Genomic DNA, 14,891 nt, shown 5'->3' on the forward strand with positions numbered 1-14,891 from the left:
CCTATGTTGCGCAATTTTCCCTCTTACCCCCGCGCCAGCCGCGCCTCGCGTCCGCCGCGACGGCGGCCGCCATTGTTGGCCGCGCCCTCGGCGCCCGGAGCTACCACGGCCACCGGCGGGGGGGGGGCGTGCTCGCCCGGCTTGAAGTCCTTGTAGGTCTTGATCCAGGTCATGCAGTCCCGGTCTGTGCCGTTGAGCACGTTGGCGGCGCGAACCGCCTCCATTTCCTGCGGGCGGACCGGATTCATGATCGCCGAGGTCATGCCGGCGCCGATGACCATCGGGATGAAACCGGCATTGATGCCGTGGCGGTGCGGCAGGCCGAAGGAGATATTGGAGAGGCCGCAGGTGGTGTTGACTTTCAGTTCTTCGCGCAAGCGGCGCAGCAGCGCGAAAACCTGACGGCCGGCGTCGCCTAGCGCGCCGATCGGCATGACCAGCGGGTCGACCACCACATCATGCGCCGGGATGCCGTGGTCCATGGCGCGCTCCACGATCTTCTTGGCGACCGCGAAACGCACGTCCGGATCCATCGAAATGCCGGTCTCGTCGTTGGAGATAGCGACCACCGGAACGTTGTATTTCTTCACCAGCGGCAGGATGGCTTCCAGCTTCTCCTCCTCGCCGGTGACCGAATTCACCAGCGGCCGGCCTTTCGCGACCTTGAGGCCGGCCTCGATTGCGGCGGTCACGGAAGAGTCGATCGATAGCGGCAGGTCGACCAGGCCCTGCACGATCTCCAGCGTCTGCACCAGCAGGCCGGGCTCGGTCGCGTTGGGGTCGACCGCCGTGACGCCGGCATTGACGTCAAGCATGGTGGCGCCCGCGGCGGCCTGCTCCAGCGCGTCCTTGATGACGGTCTCGAAATTGCCGGCCTGCATCTCGGCGGCCAGCTTCTTGCGGCCGGTCGGGTTGATGCGCTCGCCGATCACGCAGAAGGGCTGGTCGAAACCGATGACGATTTCGCGGGTCGCCGAGGCGACGATGGTGCGGGTCATGACGCTCTCCTCGTGATATAAAGACTTCTTTATATCGTTATCTGATTTTGTTCAACAGGCGCACGCGCTCAATGCGCGGTTTTCACCATGTCGACCTGGGTCTCGGTAATGTTGTCGTGCAGGATGTGGTCGAGCCGTTCGGCGACCATCTGGTCGTCGCGCCGCGCCTCGCGTTTCCACGGCTGGCGGCCCTTCAGCACACCCGATTCGTCGACGATCTCGGCGACATATTCCTCCTGGCGATAAGCCATCACGTGGACGCCGGAAACGCCGGGGATTTCCTTAACCTCGTTGATGATGTCGATGCAGAGTTTCTTGCCCTCCGCCTTCTGGTCCTGGGCGCCCTCCAGCCGCTTGATGATGGCGTCGGGGATATGGATGCCGGGCACGTTGGACCGGATCCATTTCGCAGTCTTGGCCGATGCCAACGGCCCGACGCCGACGAGGACAAAAACCTTTTCAGTGAAGCCGAGGTCGCGCGCTTTCTGCATGAAGGTCTTGAACATCGGCACGTCGAAGCAATACTGGCTCTGCACGAATTGCGCTCCGGCGGCGATCTTCTTGCCGAGATGGATGGGGCGGAAATCGTAAGGCGGCGCAAAAGGGTTGACCGCCGCGCCCAGGAACAGTTGCGGTGGGGTGGTCAGCTTGCGGCCCGACAGGAACTTTCCGTTGTCGCGCATGATGCGGATGGTTTCGAGCAGCGACATGGAATCGAGATCGAACACCGGTTTTGCACCGGGCTGGTCGCCGGCTTGCACGCCGTCGCCGGTGAGGCAGAGCACGTTGGCGACCCCCATCGCCGCGCCGCCCAGCACGTCGCCCTGGATGGCAATGCGGTTCTTGTCGCGGCAGGCGATCTGCATCACCGGGGCGTAACCCATGCGGGTGAGCAGCGCGCAGATGCCGACCGAGGACATGTGGCAGTTGGCGCCGGAGGCGTCCACTGCGTTGATGGCGTCCACCCAGCCGTCGAACACCTTTGCGCGGTTGTAGACGTCTTCCGGATCGGCGCTGTCGGGCGGGTTGAGCTCGGTGGTCACCGCGAACTCGCCGCGGCGCAGCACGCGTTCCAGCCGGCCGCGCGAGGAGTGGCCGGGCAGGGGTTCCAGCGGCAGATGTATGCCGTCCGGGTTCTCGTCGCGCTGGGGTGGGCGGGCGGCGCTCATGCCGACGCTCCAGTCTTTGCGGCTGCCCTGGCCGCGGCGGCCTGCGCGGTGACGCGCAGCCAGGCGGACGTCTCGCGCAGCGACTGGTCGACCGGCTTCTGCACGGTCAGGATGGCGTCGCCCTTGACCATGTTGCGCGAGCCTTCCCAGGCCTTCACCCAGACGCAGGGCATGTCGGGTTCGACCTCGCAATTGCCGTTGGCGCGCACGCCGCCGCAAGGGCCGTTGCGCAGTTGCTTCGGACAGTTCATGGGGCAGGACATGCCGGTGGAGGACAGGATGCACTGGCCACACATGCGGCAGTCGAACATGAGACCCTTCACCCGCTTCTCGACGAATTTCACGGGCGCCTCGACGCGGCCGTAGCCGATGCCCCTCCATAGCGGATGCAGAAGCAGGAAGACGTCGGCGAAGCGGCTGTAAAACCATTCGAGCAGGCGCGAATGGCGGATCGACCACAGCCGCACCGAATAGGAGCGCTGTACCCGCCGTTGCGGCGACACGTCGGCCGGTTTGTAGTCGCTCTTGGGCGCCGTCTTCTTGACGATCGTCGCCTGGGTGAGGCCGCCGGCCGCCGACGGCGGTACCACGGGCGTGCCATTTGCCGGCCCTTTGGCCGTTGTGGAGTTCGGCTGGGTATCAGACATCTTCCTTGCCGCCGGATTTCGCGAGAGCGACCAGCCGCTCCCGGTCGTATTTCGCATCGAGTTCGGCCGCTGCCTTTTCCGCCTCCGCCTCGAGGTCGTCGCCGACCGGCACCGGGTCGGCCTTGCGCCATTCCGCCAGATAGGCGTCGGTCTCGGCGGCGCCCGAACGCATCGCCGCCATGTCGATGGCTTCGGTGAAGCGCAGCGGCAACTCGCGCTTGGCGGTGGCGCGGCCGCGCTTGACGATGATTTGGGCGGGAATGTCGCGCCAGAAGACGACGATGAGGTCGGCCATGAGAACTCGCTGTTTGCTGTTGTTGAAGCATTGCCGGAAGCACCGGAGTGCCGCTTCTCGCCAGACGACGCGCGGGCCTTCAAAAGCGACGCGGAATGATGTCGCGGATGGAGGTTTTACAGGCCTTGCTGGAACAGCCGCCGCTCCAGGCCAGCCGCGAGTTTGCGGTGAAAACGAACATAGCCTTTTTCGGTGCTGCGCAGATGTTCGGCCACGATCGCGTGAAAGCGCGGCAACTGGTGGAATGGCACGGTCGGATAGGAATGGTGCTCGGCATGATAGGGCATGTTCCATGCGAAGAACCGGACGAGCCGCGTGGTGAAGGTCGTACGGGTGTTTTCCAGCATGTTGGCGACATGCGGGCAGCGTGTGTGCTCGGCCAACAGATACGCGCGCAGGAAAGGTTGGCCGGCGAGCACTGGCACGATCCAGATCCACAAGAAGACTGCCGAACCGGCCAGCAGCGAGCCCACCAGAAGCACGGCGTAGAGGCTTAGAAAGATGCAGGCTTCCCGCCGGATTCTTGGCCGCCCCTTCTCCGGAACGAAGCTGTCGCGGTTGTTTCCGGCGGCGTTTGCCAAGATAGCCCGAGCCATGCCGGTCCAGTAAGGAATGCCCGAAAGATAGAGCAGATATTGCCCGACCGTCTCCGGCTTGGGGCTCGCGAGTTCGGGGTCGTTGTCCGGATCGTGCGTGTAGCGGTGATGGGCGAAATGGAAATAACGGAACCAGTTTGGCGGCAGCAGAATCAGAAAACCCGCGAGAAATGCGGCGGCGCGGTTGAGCCAGGGCGTCTCGAAGGCGGTGTCGTGGATCGACTCGTGCAGAAGCGTGAACAGGAAGACGATCAGAACGCCTTGCGGCACGATCAGCAACGGCCAGAACGGAACTTTCAGCGCGATCAGAATGGCGCAGACGATGGCGAGGCCGGCATGGACGGCGAGGCGCAGGAGACCCGGCCGGTCGGATTTCGCCGTGATGATCCGGCGCTCCTCCGGTGACAGTTGCGCGACGATTGCGCGGTGGTCGATCGCGGCCATGCGTGGGAGTCTAGCGGCAAAGCCGGCGGACTGTAACCTTCGATCACCACACGTTTCTGATCAATCCGGTCCACAGATAGCGCCAGAGCGTCGGATGATACCATTGCCGGGACGGGAGGCCGGTATCGACCGGGACAAGTTTTCCGGTCAGCGCGTCCTGCAGTGCGCGAACGATGATTTCGCGCGAAAAGGCGGCCTGGGTCAGCGCATAGGTGGCGATTGTGTCGCTTTTCGAAGGCTTTCCACGCTCTTGATACAGGATGGCTCCGGTGTCGACGCCGGCGTCGGCCAGATGCACCGTCGTGCCGAAGTTTTCGGCGTCGCCGGTCGCCAGCGCCCAGTAGCCGCCGTTCATGCCGCGATATTTCGGGGTGATGCCAGCATGGTAGTTGAGCACCGGGCAGGATATGCCGGCCAGCGTCTCCGATTTCAGCAGGCGGCAGCCGGCGAGCAGAACCGCTTCCGGCGCCAGCCGGCGCAACGCGTCCAGGAACTCCGGACTGTTGGCCGAGAGTATCTCAACGGTTCGCTCGGGTTTCGGCGGCGTCGCGTCAAAACCAGTCTCGACCGCAACGGCAGCCAGCCGGCGCGCCAAAAGCACCTTCGAGGTGCGGATGACGACCATTGTGCCGATCTGGCCGGCAACCGAGAGCCACCCCTGGCGGCGCGCCCGGCGTTTCAGGATCGCCCATTTCGATTCAGGCTGTTCGAGGATCACCGTCACCGGTCCGAAGCGCGCCGAAAGAGCGTTGACGATGCCCCAGATATGGAAACCACCCTCCGTGACCACCACGATGCGGCGGTGGGTGTCGCTCAGAACATCCACAGGACGGTAGCCTGGACCGCCGCGGTCGCCGCGCCGAAGACGAGAGTGACCACGCCGATGGAGGCGAGGGCGACGCCGCCGCCGACTGCGAGGAGAATGCCGTCCCGTTCCGACAGCGCCAGGCCGAGCAGCGCGACTGAAAAAGCGGGCAGCCAGTTGCCGAGCGGGATCGGCAAGGTGACGATGACGGCCAGCGCCAGCGAGATCACGCCGATGATCCGGTCGCCGCGCCGGCGCCAGAACGGCCAGTAGCGCGGCCGCACGAATTCCTCCAGCCGGACCAGCCGCGGGATCACGCGGTCCATGATCGAGCGGAACTGTTCGGCGGAAATAGACTTTTCCGCCATGAACTTAGGCAGCCAGGCTCGTTTGCTGCCGTAAGTCAGTTGCGCGGCGACCACCAGCAGCGGCAGGCCAAGGATCGCGGAAGAGGGCGGCGGCAGCGGAATGAGGTTGAAGGCCGCGAACAGCACGAGCAGGGCGGCAAAACTGCGGTCGCCGAGCGCGTCGAGAATGCTGGCGATGGTGACGCGATCCTTGGCTTCGTCGGAGAGCCTAGCGAAAAGCTGCGACAACCGGCGCGGCCTGCGCCGTGCGCCCGCTCCGCCGGCACGTTCCGGCTCCGGACCGTCGATTTCCGTTCTCATGCCGCCCTTGCCAACGCCCGCAAGCCCCTATGCAAGCAAGATAGAATGTCCATGCAGGAGTTAAATCTTGATGACAATACGATTTTCAAGCGCAGAATGTGAGGCCGAAGCAGCAACGGTGCAATAGGCTGCCGCCGCATCGAGCCTGAAGTGTTTTACGGCTGGGCCGTGAGTCGGCGTCTTGCTGGCGCCGGGGCGCCGGTTTTTCGAAGGCCGGCGACCGGAAAGCGACCTTTAGCGTTTGAATTCAAGGATATCCAGCTTGGATTCGTAGTGGGGCGCGGGAAATTCGATGCGCCATTCCGAAGGTCCGGTGCGGAAGACATAGCCCACCTGATCGCTCTCGGGGCCAGCGCCATAGGGTTTGATCCGCTCACCGGCGACGAAACCAGAGCCAAGATAAATCAATCGCTTAGCGCCGTCGTCGAAGAAGCGGCCTGAGGTGCGCTGCGAGCCTGTGAGCTTCTCCAGTTGCCAGCCGGAGCCGTTGTCGGTGACGCGGCATTTGAACCAGCCGTAAACGACCAGTTCGGCAAGGCCGCCGGCCTTGATGGTGCGGCACTGCCAATTGCCCGTCATGTCGAAATCGCCAAAGGAAATCATGGGCTTGGCAAGGAGCGCGTCGAGCGTGGCGATGTCGGCGGGACTGCTGCGGCGGGCTTCGGCCAGCGCTTGCTCGCGCGTTGCGCCGTAGCTGTCGAGGCGCTTCTTGTCGGCTGCGGTGATAAGATTGACGATCTCGCCGGTGGCAAAAGCGGGCAGGGTGCAAAACACGGCAAGCGCGGCGGCGGCAGGAAGAAAGATAGTTCTCATAATAATTTTCCAGATATCCGCCGAATCTCTTTCGGCCTCATTCCCCAGCAGGACCCTAGCCATATACGGAACGGAATCGAATGGCTTCCTTCGAGAAATCAGTCGGCACGGCGTCGACGCGCGCCTTGCAGTCCCGCACGGCCTTTGCATAGACCTTGTTGCTCGGAACGAGACGGGACGCCGCCAACGCATTGCTGTACGCCCGCTTGTACAGGCCGAGTTTTGAGTATATAAGGCTTAATTCATAATATACTTTCGGCTCTTTAGGGAATAGTTTAATAGTTCTTTTGTGAAACCGTAATGCTTGATCGTAATCCCGCAAAAGGCGATATGTCGAGCCGATGAAGAACAATATTTCCCGTGTATCGGGTAAGATCGCGTTCGCTGTTGAAAAAGCCTGCAGCGCCTCCTCATAACGATCCAGTTTGATAAGCGATTGCCCCAGCAGGACGTATACATGGTCGGACTGCGAGTTCCCCTCTGAAAGCCCACTGGCAATCTTTGCTGCGGCTTTCCATTCGCCTTTCGTATGTGCGACATGCAATTTATAGAACGCTTCGGCGAAGCCGCGCCGATCCAATATGTTGCCATCCTCGGGCATCGGTCCGAGCGGTGTGCCTTCGATGAAATTATTCAACAGCGGGACCAGGCGCTTCCTGTTGTGAAGATGACCGGCAACGCCGTGCGATGCCCACCGCATCGGGCGTGCGACATAGTTGGGCAAATCCTTGGCCAAACTCATGCAGTAGAGGTCGATCGGATCCCGTTCGGAGCAGAAGACCGTAACCGGTCTGGACGAGTTCTTGATCATGGCATGCAGGCTGGGATAGCGCACCGTCGTATCCCGATGGATCATCTTCTCGCTGCGGCTCGAGGGCAGCATTATCGTTGTCTCGGGTCCGAATGCCAGCACGCGGGCGTTCATTTGGGCACCGAACAAGATGGCCCCGTAGGCGCCCATGCTTGTGCCTACGAACAGCGTCTCCTCCACTCCAAAATGCCGCCCCCACTGGGTCAATGTGGACAACGTATCCGGAACGCTACTTCCGAGACCCGGTATGCCGTCCTGATACCATTCGTTTCGGGGACCGTTCGTGACGAAGATCCGATGGACCGGAAGTGTATTGCCTGCGCCCCAGTAATTGAACGTGTTGGTTGGCGTTCCTTGCCCCAACGCGGCGGTCAAGAATACCACCAGTTGCTTGGCGCCAGAATGAGGAACTACCTTGAACGAAGCTCCTTCCATCGGCGAAGGAGCGGGAACGCTTTTGGTCTGTATGCGCTGATCCATGCTTGGGAACTAACTCCATGTTCGTTTGTCTGGACGGGTTACAACGACGAGCGCCGCGCAACAAGGAAAGGCGCACGCCAGTCGGCTGATTCATGTCCGCCCGATGTCAAGACAAAGCTTTGGATTGCATGACCGGGACAAGATCGCCATAACCGGTGAAACGACGTTCGAAGGCGAGGCCGAGCAGCTTCGCGGCGTCCTCGGCGACCCTGTCGAGGGCAGGGTCGTCGGTCTGGGCCAGATAGATGACCTTTTCGTAGTTGCCGAAAAAATCCTTGATCAGTTCCGGATGGCGGTCGAGGCCGAGCGGCTTCATGAAGAAGCTGTCGAAATGCCGGCACAGAAAATCGGTCATGTAGAAGGCCAGCATGTCGCGCTCGCCGCCCGCTTCGAATGCGGCGGCGCCTTGGTAAAACGCGAAGCAGTGGGGGCCGTCCATGCGCTCGACGCCGTGATTTTCGAGGACGCGGTCGAGAATACCGCCGGTACCACAGTCGCCGTAGCCGGCGAAGATGTGGCGGTAGCCGTCGGCCTTGGCCTTGACGATCGCCTTGTCCATTTCCGGCGCGATGCGGTCCGGCCGAAAATGGTATTCGGCCGGCAGACACGTGAGATCGATGTGGTCAAGCGCAAGCTGCGCCTTGACCGCCAGCACCTCGCGCGCCAGCATGCCGCAGGCGATAACGAGGACGCGTTCGCGGCGGTCTGGTGAGTCGGGCTTTTGCTTCGCCGGCATGGAACTTGTTTGAGCTTCGTCTGTTAAATCTAGCACTTGGAACCAGAGGGAATCACCATGACATCGACCCGTATTGCATCGCTAGCCGTGCTGCTGGCCTGCGCGCTTGCCGTTTCGGCTTGCGCCAACACTGTGCGCGGCGCCGGAAAGGATATCAAGGGCACCGTACAGGCGGTCGAAGATACGGTCGAGTGATCCTTTTCGGGCAATGAGATGAAAAAAGCCTCGGCAGCGGGGCTTTTTTGTGTCGATCGCTCAGTTCGCGACGTGCCGTCCGCGAGATCGCAAGGGGGCGCATTCGACATTCTGCGTATCGTCGCGTGACCCTTGGTCAAGGTGCGTGCCGTTTCAAGAAGACATAGGACTAAGGTGGGCGGAAGCCTTACAGATCAGTCGGAAGCTATCTGCCAAATGGCTGCCACCATCGCTTTGTAGGGGCTATCGCGGCCTCCTTGCCCGACCGACTAGATCTTGTCGACACGTTTTCGAGCAAGAGTTCCAAGCCCAGGATCGTGCGAAATAGGCCGGAAAAGCTTTCATCGTTCAGGGTGGAGACCTTTTCCTTGTAATATTTCGTGATATTGTTTTGGATCTTCGGATCCGGAATAGCGTCGAGAGTACGCGAGTTTTTCGGATCCAGTAGGCGCCTATACTGCTGCAAGAATCCATCAGCCTTGGAGTCGTCGCGGTTTTGTCGAGGGAACTTCTTCAGATCGTCTGAGCTCGGAGTCGACAATTCGTGATATGGCTTGCCGGTCCGTCGTTGTGCATAGGCGAAGACTTCGCGTTTCGGCTGACTGGCGTCCAGAAGCTCCTTCGGTCGGCCTGCGTAGTAGCTGATGATGGGCCCGGACATCGCAGCCAGTTGCACACTTCCGCCGGTCGGAATGGAAAACGTGGCGAGTCTTTTGGATGCAATCGCTGAATAGGTATAAAACCGCGCAGCGGCAACAAGGCGCGGCAATCCAAGCGAATCGGGCGCCATGAAGTCACGGAACAGGCCTGCCTCCCTGTCGGCTGCATCCAGCATGCTGCAGTGGCTGGCGGGTTTGATCGGGTAGGGCAAGACATTCGCAAACTGGCTGGTCAGCAGCCCGCGCAGAATCCCTTCGCGCCCGGGCGCAGGGTCTGGAATACCCTTCCGCCATTTGGCATAGGTGCGAACAGTACTGACCTGAAATGCCTCGTCGGTCAGATACGCATCCGTTGCTTGCAGATTCTGCAGGAAGACGCGGTGCTGTTGGGCTTCCTTGTCACCGGACGCAAGCGACTGCATGGAGTCACTCAAGTAGCCGCGGTCCTTGTTGAGCTGCAGAATCTCCATGTTGTGCTTGACGATCGAATCCATGTTCTGGCCATGGATGATGTGATCTTTCACGCCGTATTGGAGCAGCGAAATGTGCGGCGCGCGGCTGCCGATGATGTCTTTGCGCATCAGCGCGGCGGTAGCCTCCATGATAGAAATGTCGGTCAACGAACGGTCTTCCAGAACCTCTATCGTCATCCCGGAATTGCGAGCGACCGGCAACGCGCGCTCGTGTCCATTTGCCGTAGACCGACCGGCGGCGGTTTTCATCGTAATGACACGAATATCCTTCGGATCCATATGCTCGGCGAGGGCCAGATACAGAACCAGACTGTCGACGCCACCGGAGAACATCACCGTGGGCTTCGTGCCGGTGCGCTTGTAATAGGACGAAAAAGACTCCGCGACCTCGGCAAGAGCCGCAGCAAAGTCGGCAGCCGGGGCAAGTCCGGCGCTCGCCGCCAGATAGGAACGCCCTGACGTGATGCTGGCGCCCTCGAACTCGAAGATCGAGCACGGAGGCAGGCGATGGGTATCTGCGAACGGAGTCGTGAGCGGCATGCTGCTCCATGCCGATTTCGGATGGGCCGTCAGCAGAAAGCAAAGGCCGAACGAGTCAAAGGCCGGATACTCCGGCAAGACGGAAGCCAACGTCGTGCCGATGTTCAACCCGGCGTCGCTCTGGAAGATATATCCGCCGCAGTAGCCGTTGGAGGTAATGATACGGGTTTTTGTTCCATTGCGTATCAGCAGCAGATAGTTGCCTATTCCGTGACGTGCTTCCTTTGCCAAGAAATCCGAAAGGGTCATGGCTTCATATGATTTGATGACATCTTCGACAGTGGCGTGGATCGGGTCACCGTAGATGGTGATCGATTGTCCGCCTTTTTCACCGTTTGGGCCTGAGATGCCAATTGAGAAGTCTTCGATGGGTGTCGTTAGGTTCGGCATCATCATTCCGTGGTCGAGTCAGGAACGTCAATAGACATCATTGATCTAGGCCATCAGCCTGATCAAAAGCATGTCTCTTCACTTACAGCGCGGGGTGTGTCAACCTGGACGGCGCATTTCGTTATGTTTTGATCAGCCGGAGGCTAGGGAGCGATTGTATTGCCGCAAAGTTTCGGCAAAAATGACATTGCCCACCGCCAAGCACGCCCGCGCAGGGCAAAAATAAGTGCGCTATCGGCTGATCAGGCCTTGGTTGGGGTGCGCACCGTGCGCAAAGCCACCGAGTATTTCGTGATGGCGATAGCCGTCAGCATGAAATCGCAACATCTTGGCAGCTTAGCGGGCTCACCCGGCGAGTTGCTGTCTTCAGCCAGTCGCGCCTCGTCTTGTTGCGCGCCTTCTCGCGAAAGCCGACCTTGCGCCGCGCCAGCCAGGGAGGCACGATCTCATCCGCCAAGACGCCCGGCTCCGAGGCGCGCTTCACCTCAGGTCGAGAGCCGCCAGCGTGATCGATTCGATCGTGCCCAGTCATCTGACATGGAGTTTCTTGTCCGTCTGGAACTGGCGGATCGTGGCTATCGTGTGTCGGCCGGGCCTGCCCCCGGCACCCGCTTTTCCGACGTCATAGCCGAGTGCGCAGGCGCTCCTGCACGAGGCCTGAGGTTGGTTCCATATCTATCGTCCTTGTGAATTATCGGTCCGGTTGCCGGACGCCGGGGTTTGCACTAGCCTCAGTTGCCCTCCCTGCGTGGTGGTGACCTTCAAGGCGCAAGAGTTATGGATTGAAGCCAAATGGATATGATGCGCCAGCCACCGACTTCGTTCAAAAGCGACACCTTCGAGATCGTGGCACATCCTGCTTCGTCGAAGCTGATAGTGTTTTTCTCAGCGACCGGCACCAAGCCGGGACAATTCAACTTCTGGAAAGATGGCAACAAACTCGATTGCCATCGCATGTTCGTGCAAAACGGGCGCAATGAATGGTACCAATCTGGAGTGCCCGGCTTGGGTTCGTCGATAGAGGAGACAGTGGCCACTATCCGGAGGTGGGCCGATTTCCTTGGCGCGACTGAAATCTACACCGCAGGCGGCTCAATGGGCGCGTATGCCGCTATCCTCTACGGGTCGTTACTGAAGGCCCGCGTGCTTGCCTATTCGGCGGAGATTATCCTGAGAATACCGCATAGTCGTAGTGAAAACCTCATGGTCCCCGGCAATCGCGTCATCTACCCCGATCTCTCCGGCCATATCGCCCAGTCGGCCGCCCCGATCTATGGTTTCTACGGCGAGATGGACGCGGTCGATATCTATTGCGCGAACATCATTCAGCGTTCCCCAAACATGAAGATCACGACATTTCGCCATGTCGAGCACAACACGCCAGAGTATTTGCGTGATGTGGGTCTTTTGTCGAAACACCTGAACTCCTTCCTCACCAACAAACCGATTTGCCGAACACCCGCCGATGGCAGGGTTTTGGAGTATCCGGATTTTCCGTCCCTCTATCTGCGGACTTATCAAGCATTTAGGCAATCCAAATGGGCCGCTTCCGTCTCGCTAGGTAAGCAAGCGCTCTCGATCTATCGCGCGTCTGAATTGTGCCAACATATGGTGGGCCATGCGTTGTGGAGGCAGGGTCAGCCAATTGAAGCGCTTCCGCACCTTTCCATTGCAAAAATCCTAAACCCAGACCACGTGCCGTTCCGCAGTAGTCTTGCGACCTGCCTGAGCACACTGGGCTACCTAGGAGAGGCGATCGATTTGCGTCGCGAAACCCTCAGACTAGTGCCCGACCATGCCAGGACCCGCTACAATCTTGGCCTCGCCCTCGAGAAAAATGGTGACAGGGACTTAGCAAAGTTGGAGTTCATGCACGCCGCCAAGCTCGAACCCACGAATGCAGCCTTTTTGAGAAAGGCTGGGATGCCTACAACTGTGACGTCCGACGAATAACAGGGAACCTATCGCGACAGCTTCCCTGTCAGAGTCCGACTCGAAACTTAAGCTGAGCGCACCAATCGGCAGGGGCCTGATGTTGCTCCCTCCGTTTGAACTGGCGAGCCACGCTCGGCCCTATTCGACCAGAAAATCCGCGCCGGTGAGCGCGAGATTGGCCGTGATGGTGGCGAAGTGGATGCCGGCGAGCGCGCCGGTGCCGTCCTCGTCGTAGAAGACGTTTCCGGTGTCGGTCTCGTAGATGATACGGTCGCTGGCATCCTGGGCGAGGCCAGTGGCGTTTGCCCGGAACGTCTCGCCTGAAAGCGGGCCGGCGTCCAGTTCGGTGAAAATCGCGGCCGACAGCAGGAAGCGGTCGTCGGCAACGTTGAAATCGACGATCGTGTCGATATTGCCGGCCCCGAGCGCGGTGGCGAAGGCGAAACTATCCTTGCCGCCAAAGCCGCGCAGCGTGTCGGCGCCTCCCTTGCCCTCCAGCCGGTTGTCGCCGGCATTGCCGAGAATCTGCTGGGCGATCTCGTTGCCGGTGAGATCGATGTCGGATGTCCCGCCGGAACCGTTGGTGGTGAACAATTCGATGAAGACGCCTGTGCCGAGCACGTAGTCGACCGCGGCCGTCACCCGGTCCGCCGTTCCTTGTGCCGACGACTCGACGATGACGTCGCCGGCATTGAACACGCGATAGGTGTCGTTGCCGCCAAGACCTCTCAGCGTGTCGGCCGCACCCTTGCCGCCGTCGTGCAAAATATTGTCGCCGGCATTGCCGACAATCTCCTGCGCCAACGTGTTGCCGGTGAGGTCGATCGCCGAGGTTCCCGAGGAACTGTTGGTGGTGAAGAGTTCGATCTCGGAGTTGGCGGTCAGGATGTAGTCCACGACCGTGATCACCCGGTCTATCGCACCCCCGCCAGCCTCCTCGTTCACCGCGTCGCCGGTGTTGTCGACGCGGTAGACATCGCTGCCGAGGCCGCCCGCCATGGTGTCGGCGCCCCCCTTTCCGTCGAGCGTGTCGTTCTGGCTGGAACCGGTCAATGTGTCGGCGGCCTTGGAGCCGTTGACGGCTATGGAATCGGTGCCGTTGGTCCAGGTGTTGAAATTCACACCGGAGAGATCGGCGATTTGGCCGACGGCGGTGACGACGAGCTTATCGATGGCGAGCGAGCCCGAGACGGTCTTGATGGCGCCGCCCCCGATCTGCTTGCCGTCGAAGGTGGCCGCCGAACTGCCGGTAAGGAAGTCGAGGGCTTCGAGCTCGCTCAACGCCACAAGGGTAAAGTCGATCGCGCCGGCATTGATCAGCGACAGCCTGTCGTTGCCGAGGCCGCCGATGACCACCTCGCCACTCACGGCTTCGGCACCGGAGAAATACTGGAAGTTGTCGCTGCCGGCGAAGCCGATGAGGGTGTCGCCGCCGCCGCCGCCAGTGATCGTATCCTCGGAGGCATCGATCCCGGCGATCTTGTCGGCGATCAGGGAGCCGCGCAGGACGTTCGACTTGGTGCTTGTTCCCTCGATGTCAATCGAGTCGTCCCCGTCGAAGCCGAGGAACTTGACGCCCGACAGGTCGGCCTTGTCGTCGAGCACGCTGAGCGTCACGCTGTCGCCCGCGTTGGCCACCACCCGCACGATGAGACCGGCGCCGATCTGCTCGCCGCTGACGATGGCGGTAGAGGCATCGTCGAACGCCAGTTCCTCGACGCCGGAAATCTGGGCCGGCCTGATGTCGACCACGGCGGGGTTTCCGGTGTCGATGAATATCCGGTCGAAAGTGCCGGCCGCCTGACCTCCGCCCTGGATCGTCGTGCCTGCCGCGATTAGGAAATCGTCGGTGATCTGGATCGTATCGGCGCCGGATCCGCCGTTGATCTTGTCGACGCCGCCGCCGCCGCGCAGAAAGTCGCCTTGCGTCGAGCCGGTAATCGTCTGATCGTTCGTATCGCCGAAAATGCGCAGTTGGTCGTCGCCCACCCAGTTCGTGAATTTCCAGCCGGATGCCGTGAAACTGCCCGCGCCGCTGAAGGCTACGTCGATGACATCGGTGGCATTACCACCGGTGATCGCGACAGTGTTCTCGATCAACCCCGGGCCAAACTGCTCCTCGTCGAAAATGGCAAAGGCGTTGGCGATATTCTGGAAGATGATCTGGTCGATGTCGATTTCGGCGGCGCCGCCGCGAAAATCGGTCGTCTTGGACACAAAAAGCGTTGCCATGGAGA

14 protein-coding genes are annotated in these 14,891 nt (G+C 60.8%); 2 read left to right on the plus strand and 12 right to left on the minus strand.

Annotated features, from left to right (window positions below):
• Nucleotides 1–23: 23 nt before the first annotated feature.
• The 10 genes from RB623_RS02910 to RB623_RS02955 all read right to left on the minus strand — a co-directional run bounded on the left by RB623_RS02910 (nt 24) and on the right by RB623_RS02955 (nt 8,462).
• Complete coding sequence (locus tag RB623_RS02910; RefSeq protein ID WP_308055250.1) at nt 24–998, minus strand: methyltetrahydrofolate cobalamin methyltransferase; 975 nt, start codon at nt 996–998, stop codon at nt 24–26.
• A gap of 68 nt (nt 999–1,066) precedes the next feature.
• Entirely contained in the window at nt 1,067–2,167 is a 1,101-nt protein-coding gene (locus RB623_RS02915; protein WP_308055251.1) for a methylenetetrahydrofolate reductase, read from the minus strand.
• Complete coding sequence (locus RB623_RS02920) at nt 2,164–2,814, minus strand: methylenetetrahydrofolate reductase C-terminal domain-containing protein (RefSeq protein WP_308055252.1); 651 nt, start codon at nt 2,812–2,814, stop codon at nt 2,164–2,166. Before RB623_RS02920 ends, RB623_RS02915 begins: the two co-directional genes overlap by 4 nt.
• Nucleotides 2,807–3,109, minus strand: coding sequence for a virulence factor (locus tag RB623_RS02925; RefSeq protein WP_308055253.1), 303 nt, complete (start codon nt 3,107–3,109; stop codon nt 2,807–2,809). The genes RB623_RS02920 and RB623_RS02925 overlap by 8 nt, the downstream gene beginning before the upstream one ends.
• Before the next feature lie 116 nt (nt 3,110–3,225).
• Complete coding sequence (locus tag RB623_RS02930) at nt 3,226–4,149, minus strand: fatty acid desaturase family protein (protein ID WP_308055254.1); 924 nt, start codon at nt 4,147–4,149, stop codon at nt 3,226–3,228.
• Between the two features lie 43 nt (nt 4,150–4,192).
• Nucleotides 4,193–4,975, minus strand: coding sequence for a formyltransferase family protein (locus RB623_RS02935; RefSeq protein WP_308055255.1), 783 nt, complete (start codon nt 4,973–4,975; stop codon nt 4,193–4,195).
• Nucleotides 4,963–5,622: an exopolysaccharide biosynthesis protein gene (locus RB623_RS02940; RefSeq protein ID WP_308055256.1), complete on the minus strand. Its 660-nt coding sequence runs from the start codon at nt 5,620–5,622 to the stop codon at nt 4,963–4,965. The genes RB623_RS02935 and RB623_RS02940 overlap by 13 nt, the downstream gene beginning before the upstream one ends.
• Nucleotides 5,623–5,856: 234 nt before the next feature.
• Nucleotides 5,857–6,435, minus strand: a complete 579-nt coding sequence (locus tag RB623_RS02945; protein WP_374121633.1) for a DUF4893 domain-containing protein — start codon at nt 6,433–6,435, stop codon at nt 5,857–5,859.
• Between the two features lie 55 nt (nt 6,436–6,490).
• The gene (locus RB623_RS02950) at nt 6,491–7,726 is read right to left on the minus strand and encodes a tetratricopeptide repeat protein (protein ID WP_308055258.1); all 1,236 of its coding nucleotides are present in this window, start codon (nt 7,724–7,726) and stop codon (nt 6,491–6,493) included.
• 106 nt (nt 7,727–7,832) lie between these two features.
• On the minus strand, nt 7,833–8,462 hold the full coding sequence (locus RB623_RS02955; RefSeq protein ID WP_308055260.1) for a DUF1638 domain-containing protein: 630 nt from the start codon (nt 8,460–8,462) through the stop codon (nt 7,833–7,835).
• Between the two features lie 57 nt (nt 8,463–8,519).
• On the opposite strand from RB623_RS02955, the gene RB623_RS02960 reads away from it, so the two are divergent.
• On the plus strand, nt 8,520–8,657 hold the full coding sequence (locus RB623_RS02960) for an EncA/B family entericidin (protein WP_308055261.1): 138 nt from the start codon (nt 8,520–8,522) through the stop codon (nt 8,655–8,657).
• 205 nt (nt 8,658–8,862) lie between these two features.
• On the opposite strand, the gene RB623_RS02965 is transcribed toward RB623_RS02960, so the two are convergent.
• Entirely contained in the window at nt 8,863–10,725 is a 1,863-nt protein-coding gene (locus RB623_RS02965; protein ID WP_308055262.1) for a hypothetical protein, read from the minus strand.
• A gap of 786 nt (nt 10,726–11,511) precedes the next feature.
• On the opposite strand from RB623_RS02965, the gene RB623_RS02970 reads away from it, so the two are divergent.
• Nucleotides 11,512–12,672 (plus strand): hypothetical protein, encoded by a 1,161-nt coding sequence (locus RB623_RS02970; RefSeq protein WP_308055263.1) that lies wholly within the window; start codon nt 11,512–11,514, stop codon nt 12,670–12,672.
• A 120-nt stretch (nt 12,673–12,792) separates the two neighbouring features.
• Here RB623_RS02970 and RB623_RS02975 read toward each other — a convergent pair whose 3' ends face one another.
• Nucleotides 12,793–14,886: a calcium-binding protein gene (locus RB623_RS02975; RefSeq protein ID WP_308055264.1), complete on the minus strand. Its 2,094-nt coding sequence runs from the start codon at nt 14,884–14,886 to the stop codon at nt 12,793–12,795.
• Between the last annotated feature and the right edge of the window lie 5 nt (nt 14,887–14,891).

This window comes from Mesorhizobium sp. LHD-90, from assembly GCF_030929505.1.
In the GTDB taxonomy this organism is placed as follows: domain Bacteria; phylum Pseudomonadota; class Alphaproteobacteria; order Rhizobiales; family Rhizobiaceae; genus Kumtagia.

Excerpts from the sequence above, each read along its gene's own strand:
- RB623_RS02910 (WP_308055250.1), bottom strand. The coding sequence starts at position 998 with ATGACCCGCACCATCGTCGCCTCGGCGACCCGCGAAATCGTCATCGGT.
- RB623_RS02915 (WP_308055251.1), bottom strand. The coding sequence starts at position 2,167 with ATGAGCGCCGCCCGCCCACCCCAGCGCGACGAGAACCCGGACGGCATA.
- RB623_RS02920 (WP_308055252.1), bottom strand. The coding sequence starts at position 2,814 with ATGTCTGATACCCAGCCGAACTCCACAACGGCCAAAGGGCCGGCAAAT.
- RB623_RS02925 (WP_308055253.1), bottom strand. The coding sequence starts at position 3,109 with ATGGCCGACCTCATCGTCGTCTTCTGGCGCGACATTCCCGCCCAAATC.
- RB623_RS02930 (WP_308055254.1), bottom strand. The coding sequence starts at position 4,149 with ATGGCCGCGATCGACCACCGCGCAATCGTCGCGCAACTGTCACCGGAG.
- RB623_RS02940 (WP_308055256.1), bottom strand. The coding sequence starts at position 5,622 with ATGAGAACGGAAATCGACGGTCCGGAGCCGGAACGTGCCGGCGGAGCG.
- RB623_RS02945 (WP_374121633.1), bottom strand. The coding sequence starts at position 6,435 with ATGAGAACTATCTTTCTTCCTGCCGCCGCCGCGCTTGCCGTGTTTTGC.
- RB623_RS02950 (WP_308055258.1), bottom strand. The coding sequence starts at position 7,726 with ATGGATCAGCGCATACAGACCAAAAGCGTTCCCGCTCCTTCGCCGATG.
- RB623_RS02955 (WP_308055260.1), bottom strand. The coding sequence starts at position 8,462 with ATGCCGGCGAAGCAAAAGCCCGACTCACCAGACCGCCGCGAACGCGTC.
- RB623_RS02960 (WP_308055261.1), top strand. The coding sequence starts at position 8,520 with ATGACATCGACCCGTATTGCATCGCTAGCCGTGCTGCTGGCCTGCGCG.
- RB623_RS02965 (WP_308055262.1), bottom strand. The coding sequence starts at position 10,725 with ATGATGATGCCGAACCTAACGACACCCATCGAAGACTTCTCAATTGGC.
- RB623_RS02970 (WP_308055263.1), top strand. The coding sequence starts at position 11,512 with ATGGATATGATGCGCCAGCCACCGACTTCGTTCAAAAGCGACACCTTC.
- RB623_RS02975 (WP_308055264.1), bottom strand. The coding sequence starts at position 14,886 with ATGGCAACGCTTTTTGTGTCCAAGACGACCGATTTTCGCGGCGGCGCC.